The organism is Thalassospira permensis NBRC 106175 (assembly GCF_000714555.1).
Lineage (GTDB): Bacteria > Pseudomonadota > Alphaproteobacteria > Rhodospirillales > Thalassospiraceae > Thalassospira > Thalassospira xiamenensis.
In genome coordinates, this window is record NZ_AUNC01000056.1 from 51,213 (window position 1) to 62,082 (window position 10,870).

Consider the following 10,870-nt stretch of genomic DNA (forward strand, 5'->3'; position numbering starts at 1 on the left):
TCATACCTTCTGGGGGTCTTTCTGTGTCATGTTATCGTGATCGGGGCTACCGGCCGGGTTCAGCCCCAGCAGATCCAGCACCATGTCGGCCAGCCGTTCGGCGGCATTGGGGCGGCCGGTTGCCTTGGCAGCCTTGGCGGCACGGGTGAGTGCGGCCGGGTTTTGCAGAAGCTTGGTCAAACGTTCGCTTAAAATCTCTGTTGTAAATCGGTCCTGTGGCAACAGCCACGCGCCCCCTGCTTCTTCGACCTGCTGGGCGTTGAAACGCTGGTGATCGTCAATCGCACTTGGCAGCGGCACCAGAAGGGCCGGACGACCGGCTGCGGTCAGTTCGGCCACGGTGGATGCCCCCGAGCGGGCAATCACCAGATGGCAGTCGCGCAGACGTTCGGGGATATCCTCGATAAAGGATGCCAGCGTCACATCAATGCCCGAACCCTCATAGGTCTTGCGTACTGCTTCAAGGTCCTCAGATCGTGCCTGCTGGGTCACGATCAGACGGTTGCGCAAATCACGGGGCAGGGCGACCAGTGCGGCGGGCAGAATTTCGGACAGAACGCGCGCACCCTGCGACCCGCCGGTAATCAGCAGGCGGACGGGGCCCTCGGATGTCGGGGCGTCATATTCGGTGCTGGCGAGGGCGGCGACCTCGTGGCGGATCGGGTTGCCGGTCCAGATGACCTTGGCCGCGTCATTGGGCGCGATCAGTTTGACCGTCGGGAAGGATGTCGCGATGCGATGTGCCGCCCCCGCAACCATCCTGTTGGCCCGGCCCAGAACCGCGTTCTGTTCATGAATGGCAAAGGGAATGCCAAGCCATTTGGCCGAAAGCGTTGCCGGGATCGAGGCATAACCGCCAAAGCCGATGACGGCAGCGGGACGGGATTTTTTCAAAAGCGCGCGCGCCTTCATCGTGCCAAGGCCAAGGCGGAGCGCGCCGGTAATGCGGCCCTTAAGACCCTTTCCGGCAATGCCGCCCGCCGGCAGGATGATGGTTTCAACCCCCTCGACCCCCTCGGTATAGCGCGAAGCCCGGGCATCGGTGAAAAACAGCACGTGCGCGCCACGCCGGACAAGGGCGCGCGCCAGTGCAACCGCCGGAAACATATGGCCGCCGGTGCCGCCCGATGTCAGGGCGATCACCTGTCCTGCCAACGGGTGTTCCATCGGGGAAACTTCAATATTCTGGATGTCGGTCATCAGATCCACATATGCAACGACGGTTTGCCCCTATCAGAACCCGAGAAAGGTTAACATCCCTTCAAGCGGGCCGGTTATAGCGGCGGATTTTGTCGTTTTAATGCAGAAGTTTTTGCGGGATTGTTCGGATATTGAGAACGGACTTAAGAAATAAATCTGTCCCCTTTTTTACTTTTTTTAGTGCGGATCATACGCATGTAATGCGAATGTCGATTACCTTTTGGGCACTGCCGCTCCATCAACAAATGAATCTGTCCCCGTTTCCTATGGTTTTCATCTAAAAGGGGACTGCGCCCATTTTCCAAAATCAAAGAATTATTTCATCGAGAATCCTTTGTAACTTCTCAGGGTCGGCAGCATTTCCAAAATAATACTCCTTCCCGCCATCTTCTCTGAAATCTTCGGGGGTTTTATTTCATACAATACATCGTATTTATCTGACAATAATTCCTCTAAAGCATCAGCATCATTCCAAGTTGAAACCCTGATGTAAGGCCCAGAATTATCGTCAATTAATACGAAAATGCGTTTTCCCGTTTTTGAATCAATCATATTTTTCACCAATCAATACTATCAAACCAATCAAGTTATTCTTTAGTAGGCGCTCTCTTTATCACTTTCTTATCTAAAGCATCCTCAAAACGTTTAGGATGATGCCGATCTGTCCTATATGGATTAATTTCCGTTTATTTAACCCGATTTCGAGTCATATCAAATTCAGTACCATCTTTATAAGTGATCTTTACACCTGGCTCTCCCGGTTCACCTCCCAGACGAGTTTTATTTTTGGTAGTACGAGTAGTGATTGTTCCAATTTCATCTAGTTTTTTCGAACGCCGAACTTTCGCTAGAAAGTTAACCCCAGAATAAAAGGGGGCTGTCCCGTTTTATCCGGCAGAAGATTTGCGGGAGCGTTGTATCGATCTTCTAGATGAAGTTGGATTCGACAGCGATTACAAAATGACTGAGCTAGGATTAATCTTAGATGTTCTGATCGATAAGCTGTTTGTTGGTTAAAGTTAGACGGATTTAAAATTTTTCAAAAAAATTCTCTGATTAACTTCGGGTATCTAAATATAAAGAGCGATAACATATATGTGGTGTTGTGTTTAAATACGATATCATAAATGATAAAGATTCGATATTCTGTTTTGTTTGTAATGAATTGATGGGCGTGAAAGTAAATAAATGAAAGAGAAAGTTATCAATTTTGATTTCGTATGGATACCTATGTCAGTTGGAGGGGTGTCTTTTTCTCCATTTGTAAATATGAGAACTTCTATCCGGTGGCAAAAATACTATGAATATTTTTTGTCATGTTCTCACGACATTCAGTGGGAGGAAGTGGAATTCAATGAAAATACATATCAAGGGAAAGCGTTAGGTCGTTTTAACTCGGATGCATCTCTCCCTATTTATTTTTTAGAAGATGGAGAGCCGCTTGAATTTTTAAGTGGATATAAAGTGTTGGCTGTTGGAATTTTGAGAAAATTATAGTTTTTATCTTGCTTGGGGTGTTATGGCGTTTGGGTTTGTGGAATAAAAAGAAAAAACTGCCCCATTTTACTGCCTGATTTATCTCGAAATTTGGTTGATGGTATCTAAAGTATTTTTCCAATGAAGGTAAATTCTCGGCATGGTTTATTTTTTATTGAGTATATTGGCTATGGAGATTTTTAGCGTTGTCCATTTTGTGTTTTGAGGGGCCTGGCGATTGTGGCTGCAGGCAGCCTCATTTTGGTTCGGCTGGTGAGGGATGATAGTGGAGCCGAGTTCTGAGATGAAGATTAAAGAAATAGTGTTGGAACAAATAAAGGCCAGACTGAGTGTTTTGTGTGGATGCGAATTTTCATCTTTAGGTGTTGTCGATGAAACGTATTCCACAAGGGTGTATATAAAAGAAAGGAGTATCGCTATTGAGTTTGAAATAGATTGGCGTGAGTGCACCGTTTTTACGTTGATTGTAAGGATGAAGAATGGCGAGTTTCCTGAAGGGTACTATGGTTGTGATGGCAAGGTAGTTCGGTATCATTTGCAGGAAATAGTCAAGAGGCTTGGGTGGGATGATAGTCGTACGTTACCCAGTATAAATATGACAGGTGAGAAAGAAGCATATTGTGTGGTTTGTGAGGAAAATATTTTAAGTAATTTTTCCAGCCAATCTAAGTTGGTGGATGAGTTTTGGGGGAGGATAGTCAGGGAGCAGGATTCGATATTTTCTTGAAGGTTATTGTTTCCGAAAGGATTAAATGTTGTCTCCTGATGGCACTCTACATCTTCAATTCTTCCAGAATTGATTTTATCGACCCTTCCGTGAGATGTACCTTTTCCAGAATGGTGCGAACCGTTTCCGTTTCTTTTTTTGAACCGCCTCATCAAATTCATCCATCAAGCCGCTCAAATAAAGACGTTCATTCACTGTCATACTAGCGTATTTGTTTTCCATTGGAGAGACCTGCGGCTTGCGTATTTTTCTATTCGGTGATGTTGGTGCGATGAGTGCCTAACTGCTTTAGGTGGTTTGCGACGCAATTTTAAACCGCATCAATCTTATGCAATATCTTTTGGAAAATTTTCAAATAGAAATGATACTCGGTTTCTTGAATTTTCAGTCGAGAGTTAGATCAATTTCAGAAGAAATGATCTCCAATTCCCCCCAGTCTCCGCCAACTTTATATACATTTTCCGCTGATAAATTAAGATAGTCAATGTTGCCACAATCCAGTTCTCCTTTAGCATCTTCAAAATTTTTCTTTGATTTTCTTATCCATTTTATAGATGAAACTCCTAAGAAAATTATCTTACCAGTATGGTAACAGTATTTTTCGTTAAACAGTGGATGTGTGTATAGCGGATGTCTCTCCGTTAAGACAAATTCCATATTGAATGTCAGGGTATCTTTATATTCAATTATATTAGTCACATAGCTGTCTTCCAGATATAAATCTGAGAATTTATTCCATTCAAAATATTCATTCATAATTTTACCTTGAATGTGAAAAAGTAGGTGGTATTGAAGCAAATTTCATCAAACCACGGTCATTCTATCGCGAATAAGAGGAAGAAACGGGAAATAAGGGGGCAGTTCTCTTTCGGGGGGTGATTATTCCCGTGTAGGCGAGAACCTATTGCACCAGATGTTGGGCCGTTTTGATACCTATATTTTATGCCGTATCAATCTTATACAGCACCGAATCAACCCGTTTCGCCAGCCGATCATAGAGGCGCTGGGCGCCGTGGTTGTCGCTGGCGGTGAGCCAGTAGAGGCGGAGCCAGTTGTTTTGTTTTGCCTGTTCTTGCAGGGCATCCATCATCAGGCCGCCGATGCCGCGGCTTCTGTGATCGGGGGATACCCAGAAATCTTCGAGATAGGCGACATTGCGCAGCGTGAAGGTGTGCGGATGGATGATCAGGTGTGCCAGTCCGATGACGGATTGGTCATCATCATCTTGGTCAGCATCCAGTGCCAGCCAAGCCTGCATCGGGTGGCCGGGGTCAAGGATGCGCTGCCAGAGGCCATCAATCACATCATCGGTCATATCGGGTGCGCCGAACTGGATGATGTTTTGCCGCCAGAGACGTTCCCATCCGGTGCGGTGGCGGGGGTTGGCGTGCTGGATATCGATCATGGTGGGGCCTTGGGTTGGGGCGAACAGGTACGGGTACTGTATCGCTAAAAGTCAATCAAGGCTGGTGTTTTTGAGGAAGGGGCAGGCTGGACTCCCGCTTTCGCGGGAGGGGCGGTTAGGGTGGAAGCGCGGAGGCTTAGACCAGTTCGAGCTTGAGCGTGCGGCCGACGGCCTTGGCGCCGCGCTGGATCGTGTCGAGCTGCACCTTGTCGTTGGTGTCATCAAGCAGGCGTTCAAGCTGGGTGCGGCTTGTTTTCATCAGGCGGGCCATTTCGGCCTTGCTCAGATTCTGCTTTTCCATTTCCTGACGCAGTTGCCACGCCAGAACCCGCTTGATGGCCACGGTTTCGACTTCTTCGCGAATGCCTTCTTCTTCGAGGAAGTCGTCAAAAGAAGAGCCAGTATGGTTGGTCATTGTTCCAGTTCCTTCTTGCGCGTCAGAGCAAGGTCAAAGTCGGTTTGGGGCGTTTTTTGCGTTTTGTTGATGAAGGCATGAAGCAAAAGCATTTGTCCGTCGGCGATGCAGAAAACAACCCTGACAATCCTTTTGTCGGAAATGTTGCTGCGGACTTCCCAAAGACCTTTGCCGAGTGACCGGCAGGCTGGCATGCCGACAGGCCAGCCATATTCCACGGTGGCGATGTCCATGCCGAGCGTTTTGCGGTCTTGCGGCGCAAGTTCCTTGAGAAATTCCCGGACAGGTTCAATCCCGCCAAGGGTCCGGAAGAAACGTGCTTCAAGTTTCTTCATATGATCCTGATCTGTACCGTGTAAGGTGCATGATCCGCTTTATTGACGGTGGCGTCAATGCCAAAAAGGCCGGATGCGGACGTGAAGAACATTTGGCGAGATGGACTCCCGCTTTGCGGGAGGGGCGGTGGGGTTTGTGGGGTGTGGGGCCGGGCGGTGGCGGGCGTCATTCGCCCGGACGTTTGCGCGTTAAGGCCAGAACGAAGCCCATGCCGATTGCGATGCCGACGGTGGCGGAGCCGCCGTATGAGATAAACGGCAGGGTCATGCCCTTTGGCGGGACGAGTTGCAGGGTGGAGGCCATGTTGATTACCGCCTGCAGGCCGAACTGGACCAGAATGCCGGTGACGGCAAGGACGACAAACAGGTTGCGTTCGCCCATCAGGCGCGAGAGGCCGCGCATGATGACGAAGCTGAAGACGCCCACCACAAGCACGCAGAACAGAAGGCCGAATTCTTCGCCCGCGACCGCAAAGATGAAGTCGGAATGGGCGTCGGGCAGGAAGTTTTTCACCGATCCCTCGCCGGGGCCCTGACCCATCAGGCCGCCATTCATGAAGGCCTCCATCGAGCGGTCGATCTGATAGTTGTCGCCCGATGCCGGATCAAGGAAGCGGTCCACACGCGACTGCACGTGCGGCAGGATCAGATAGGCACCGACCGCCAGGCCAACCACACCCATGCCAAGACCAAAGACCAGCACCATCGGCAGGCCCGCGAGGAAAATCTGCGTCGACCAGATGGCGGTGACCACGACGGTCTGGCCAAAATCGGGCTGGATCATGAGTAAGATGATGCAGGTCGCAAGCAGCATGCAGGAGACGATATAGCCGGGGAAGTTCGGGTTAAGCCGGCCTTCGGAGAGCATCCATGCAATGACGACGGCAAAGGCCGGTTTGAGGAATTCGGAGGGTTGCAGGGTGATCCCGGCCAGATGAATCCAGCGCACCGCCCCCTTGATCTCGGAACCCACGAACGGGGTGATGATCAGAAGGCAGATGACGCCCAGAAACATGATCGAGGCCAGACGCCGCACCCATTTGATCGAGAGCAGCGAAATGCCAAAGGCGCAGATCGCGGCCAGACCGAGAAACACGAACTGGCGACGGACGAAATGGAAGCTGTCGACATTGATGCGGTCCGCCACCGGCGGGCTTGCCGACATGACGAGCAGTGCGCCGATCCCCATCAGCAGGATCACGGCGGCCAGCATCCAGCGATCAATCGTCCACCACCAGATGCCAAGTACCGAGGTATCGGCACGTGAAAAGGCGATGTTGCTGTTGCTGTTGCCAAACAGGGATTTCATGGTTTCTCCTGCCCGGCGGTATTGGCCAGTGCGATAAACAGATCGCGGAAGGCATCGCCGCGGGCTTCGAAACTTTTGAATTGATCGAACGATGCGCAGGCCGGCGAGAGCAGCACGACCGGCATATCGACCGCACGCGACTGGATGGCGTCCTTGGCATCAAGGAAGGCCGCCGCCGTGGCGCGATCAAGGGTTTCGCATTTCTGCCATGGCAGATCATTGCCGAATGTTTCGGCAAAGGCATCGGCGGCCGCACCGATCAGATAGGCCTTTTTGATCTGCGGATAAAACGCCTGAAGGCCGTCAATGCCGCCTTCCTTGGGCTTGCCACCCAAAATCCAGTAGATGTCGCGATAGGCCGAAAGGGCCTTGGCGGTGGCTTCGGCGTTGGTGGCCTTGCTGTCATTCACAAAGGTGACGCCATCGACCATGCCCAGCCGTTCCTGCCGATGGGCGAGGCCGGGGAAGGTCATGATGCCTTCGATGATCTGGGATGCCGCCACCCCGCGCGCCCGGCAAAGGGCATAGGCAAACGCGATATTTTGCCAGTTATGGACGCCGGGCATATGGGCAACCGTGACCAGATCCATGATCCGGGTTTGTGCGCCCGTGAGGTCATCGATCAGCCAGCCATTTTCAACGTAAATGCCATGCGGGGTGGGTTTATGGACCGAGACCTCGATCACGCGCCGACCACCTTCGCGGGCGAGTTCGACCGCCATGCGCGCGCACGGATCATCATCGACCGAGATCACCGCCCATTTCGGGCCCTTGTTGCGCGCAAAGACAAGGCGTTTGGCCCCAATATAGCCATCCATGCCGCCATGCCGATCCAGATGATCGGGGGTAATGTTGAGCAAACCACAGGCATCGAAACTGGCGTCATGAAGCAGTTCGAGCTGATAGGAGGAGAGTTCAAGCACAAAGCAATCGTCCGCACCGGCGGGATCAAAGCCCAGGGCCGGATTGCCGAGATTACCACCCGCCTGGGTCTTGATCCCGGCGTTCGACAGGATATGGGCGGTAAGGGCCGTCGTGGTTGATTTGCCGTTGGTGCCGGTGATCGCGATGCTGGGCACGTCGGGAAGGGCGGTGCAGAGCAGTTCGACATCACAGATGATCGGCTTGCCCGCACGGCGGGCCTTTTCAGCCGCCGGGTGCGGGGTCGGGAAGGTGGACGGGATGCCGGGGCTGATGACCAGCATGTCGGGTTCGGTCCAGTCACATTCCGCCAGATTGATCGGGGCGAGGCCAAAGGCCTCCAGCTGGCCACGGCTTTCGGCATTGTCATCCCACGCCCAGACGATGGCCCCGCCATTGACCAGTGCCTTGACACTGGCCAGGCCGGATTTTCCCAGACCCAGAACCGCGATGGTTTTGCCGCGCAGATGTGACAGGTCGATCAAGGCGGGGTGTCCTTAACTTAACGGAGTTTAACGGAGTTTAAGTGTGGCCAGCCCGACAAGGGCCAGAATGACGGCGATGATCCAGAAGCGGATGACGATGGTCGGTTCCTGCCAGCCCTTTTTTTCGAAATGGTGATGCAGCGGCGCCATGCGAAATACGCGTTTGCCGGTCAGTTTGAACGAGCCGACCTGAATGATCACCGACAGGGTTTCAAGGACAAACAGACCGCCAATGATGGCAAGGACCAGTTCGTGTTTGGTGACAACCGAAACCGCACCGAGCGCACCGCCGAGGGCCAGCGACCCGGTATCGCCCATGAACACCATCGCAGGTGGGGCGTTATACCACAGGAAGCCAAGACCCGCGCCGACAAGGGCACCGAGGAAGATGGTCAGTTCGCCCGATCCGGCGACATAGTGGACCTGTAAGTATTCGGCAAACTGGATGTTGCCGATCAGATAGGTGATGAGCGCGAAGCTGGCCGCGGCAATCATCACGGGCACGATGGCAAGGCCATCAAGGCCGTCGGTCAGGTTGACGGAGTTGGACGCGCCGACCATGACAAACATCGCAAAGGGCACAAAGAACCAGCCGAGATCAAGCAGGTAGTTTTTAAAGAACGGGAAGGCCAGTGCGGTCGAGAGCGGATCGGCGGTGTTGGTGGAAATCCACCATGCAGCCGCCGCAGCAATGGAAAATTGCCCCAGCAGTTTCAGTTTGCCCGGCAGGCCCTTGGTGTTTTTCTTCGATACTTTCAGGAAATCATCAAGGAAGCCAAGGAAGCCATAGCCGATGGTGACCAGCAGCACCGCCCAGACATAGGCATTGGACAGATCCGCCCACAGCAATGTGCCGATGGAGGTGCACAGCAACAGCAAAAGGCCGCCCATGGTTGGCGTGCCCTTTTTGGTCAGAAGGTGGCTTTCGGGGCCGTCATCGCGGATCGGCTGGCCTTCGCTTTGTTTGGAGCGCAGCCAGTTGATCAGGGACGGGCCCAGCACGAAGGCCAGAATAAGGGATGTGATAATCGCCCCGCCGGTCCGAAACGTGATGTAACGAAACAGGTTGAAGATCGGAAACTGGTCGGCCAGCGGATAAAGCAGATTATAGAGCATCGCCCCGGGGGTTCCTTCTGCGTCTTAGTTTTTGGATGCGGCGCCAGATGCGCCATCCGATGATTTTAAGGCCGAGACAATTTTCGAAACGTAAATGCCAAGCGATCCTTTGATCAAAACCACGTCACCGGCCTGCAAATCGGCCTTGATCGGCGCGATTGCGTCTTCGGCGGTGTCAAAATGGCCAGCAAGAAGGTCGGCAGGCAGGGTTTCCGTCAGGTTGGCCATTAACGGGCCGACCGTATAAACACGTTCGATGCCAAGGGCAACCAGCGGCTGATGCAGGTCTGCATGCAGTTTTTGCGCATCATCGCCCAGTTCGCGCATATCGCCCAGAACCGCGATTTTGCGCCCCGATCCTTCGGGTTTGCTTTGGGCCAGCACGCTTAAACCCGCCATCATCGAGGTCGGGTTGGCGTTATAGGCATCGTCAATCAGGGTATAGGTGCCATCAGCCCCATTGGGCAGCGGCAGAATGTGGGTTTCGCCGCGGCCGGCGGGCGGGGTGAAATCGGCCAGATCCTGTGCGGCGCGCAGCACATCGCCGCCGATTGCATCAACGCAGGCGAGAACCGCAAGCGAGTTCATGACCCAGTGTTCGCCGGGGCAGCCGATGAAATATTCGATATCGCGGCCCCCAATGCGGGCGCGCACGGCAGAACCATTGGCGACAATGTTGGCTTCGAACAGGCGGTAATCGGCCATGGCATCGGTGCCAAAGCATTTGATGTTTTTAATGCCGAGTTCCTTGGCGCGCCGCGCCAATGCAAAATAATGCATGTTGTCGCGGTTGAGGATCACGGTGCCGTCGGTATCCAGGCCATCGAAGATTTCAGCCTTGGCCTGCGCGATTTCGGCCTCGTCCTTGAAGAATTCGGTATGCGCGCCGACGACCGTGGTGATCAGGGCGACCTTGGGCCGGACCATTTTCACAAGCGGGCTGATTTCGCCGGGATGGTTCATGCCGATTTCAAACACGCCATATTCGGCTGCCACCGGCAGGGTGGCGAGGCTCATGGGGACACCCCAATGATTGTTGAAGCTGGCGGGGCTGGCGTGGGTCTGGCCCTGTTCGTTCAGAACGTATTTAAGGGCCTCTTTGGTGCCGGTTTTGCCGACAGAGCCGGTGATCGCGACGATTTTGGCGGTGCTGCGTTCGCGCCCGGCAAGGCCAAGGCGGACCATGGCATCGAGCGTATCATCGACCACAAGGGCCGGTGCGCCATTGCCAAGGGTTTTGGTGTCCGACACCATGGCGGCGGCACAACCGTTATCAAGGGCGGCCTGGGCGAATTTGTGACCATCGAAATTGGGGCCTTTGAGCGCGATAAACAGATCGCCCTTTGCGGCCTTGCGGCTGTCAATTGATACGCCGGACGCCTGCCAGTTGCCGGTTGCCTTGCCCCCGGTGGCTTTTTCGGCGTCTTTTGCCGTCCATAAAACAGCCTTGGTCATTTTTG

General features: G+C 53.2%; 12 protein-coding genes. 2 read left to right on the forward strand and 10 right to left on the reverse strand.

Annotation, left to right across the window (positions count from 1 at the left end):
* Both murG and SMB34_RS17945 read right to left on the reverse strand, forming a co-directional pair.
* Positions 1 to 1,200: an undecaprenyldiphospho-muramoylpentapeptide beta-N-acetylglucosaminyltransferase gene (gene murG / locus SMB34_RS17940; protein WP_051682415.1), complete on the reverse strand. Its 1,200-nt coding sequence runs from the start codon at positions 1,198 to 1,200 to the stop codon at positions 1 to 3.
* A gap of 315 nt (positions 1,201 to 1,515) precedes the next feature.
* A complete protein-coding gene (locus SMB34_RS17945; protein ID WP_205618067.1) occupies positions 1,516 to 1,752 on the reverse strand; it encodes a hypothetical protein in 237 nt (78 codons plus the stop codon).
* Between the two features lie 636 nt (positions 1,753 to 2,388).
* Here SMB34_RS17945 and SMB34_RS21085 point away from each other — a divergent pair.
* Positions 2,389 to 2,697 carry a hypothetical protein gene (locus SMB34_RS21085; protein WP_156962710.1) on the forward strand — a complete coding sequence of 103 codons (309 nt, stop codon included), beginning with the start codon at positions 2,389 to 2,391 and terminating at the stop codon, positions 2,695 to 2,697.
* Positions 2,698 to 2,980: 283 nt separating this feature from the next.
* A complete protein-coding gene (locus SMB34_RS17950) occupies positions 2,981 to 3,424 on the forward strand; it encodes a hypothetical protein (protein ID WP_156962711.1) in 444 nt (147 codons plus the stop codon).
* 384 nt (positions 3,425 to 3,808) lie between these two features.
* On the opposite strand, the gene SMB34_RS17955 is transcribed toward SMB34_RS17950, so the two are convergent.
* The 8 genes from SMB34_RS17955 to SMB34_RS17990 all read right to left on the reverse strand — a co-directional run bounded on the left by SMB34_RS17955 (position 3,809) and on the right by SMB34_RS17990 (position 10,865).
* On the reverse strand, positions 3,809 to 4,180 hold the full coding sequence (locus tag SMB34_RS17955; RefSeq protein WP_037992157.1) for a hypothetical protein: 372 nt from the start codon (positions 4,178 to 4,180) through the stop codon (positions 3,809 to 3,811).
* Positions 4,181 to 4,364: 184 nt separating this feature from the next.
* A complete protein-coding gene (locus SMB34_RS17960; RefSeq protein ID WP_037992158.1) occupies positions 4,365 to 4,829 on the reverse strand; it encodes a GNAT family N-acetyltransferase in 465 nt (154 codons plus the stop codon).
* 136 nt (positions 4,830 to 4,965) lie between these two features.
* Positions 4,966 to 5,244, reverse strand: coding sequence for a helix-turn-helix domain-containing protein (locus SMB34_RS17965; RefSeq protein ID WP_037992159.1), 279 nt, complete (start codon positions 5,242 to 5,244; stop codon positions 4,966 to 4,968).
* Complete coding sequence (locus SMB34_RS17970; protein ID WP_037992161.1) at positions 5,241 to 5,579, reverse strand: type II toxin-antitoxin system RelE/ParE family toxin; 339 nt, start codon at positions 5,577 to 5,579, stop codon at positions 5,241 to 5,243. Before SMB34_RS17970 ends, SMB34_RS17965 begins: the two co-directional genes overlap by 4 nt.
* A 166-nt stretch (positions 5,580 to 5,745) precedes the next feature.
* Positions 5,746 to 6,888 carry a putative lipid II flippase FtsW gene (ftsW, locus tag SMB34_RS17975; RefSeq protein WP_037992162.1) on the reverse strand — a complete coding sequence of 381 codons (1,143 nt, stop codon included), beginning with the start codon at positions 6,886 to 6,888 and terminating at the stop codon, positions 5,746 to 5,748.
* Positions 6,885 to 8,294 carry a UDP-N-acetylmuramoyl-L-alanine--D-glutamate ligase gene (gene murD, locus SMB34_RS17980; RefSeq protein ID WP_037992164.1) on the reverse strand — a complete coding sequence of 470 codons (1,410 nt, stop codon included), beginning with the start codon at positions 8,292 to 8,294 and terminating at the stop codon, positions 6,885 to 6,887. The genes ftsW and murD overlap by 4 nt, the downstream gene beginning before the upstream one ends.
* A 27-nt stretch (positions 8,295 to 8,321) precedes the next feature.
* Complete coding sequence (gene mraY / locus SMB34_RS17985) at positions 8,322 to 9,410, reverse strand: phospho-N-acetylmuramoyl-pentapeptide-transferase (RefSeq protein ID WP_037992165.1); 1,089 nt, start codon at positions 9,408 to 9,410, stop codon at positions 8,322 to 8,324.
* Between the two features lie 24 nt (positions 9,411 to 9,434).
* Positions 9,435 to 10,865 (reverse strand): UDP-N-acetylmuramoyl-tripeptide--D-alanyl-D-alanine ligase, encoded by a 1,431-nt coding sequence (locus SMB34_RS17990; protein ID WP_037992167.1) that lies wholly within the window; start codon positions 10,863 to 10,865, stop codon positions 9,435 to 9,437.
* Positions 10,866 to 10,870 lie beyond the last annotated feature (5 nt).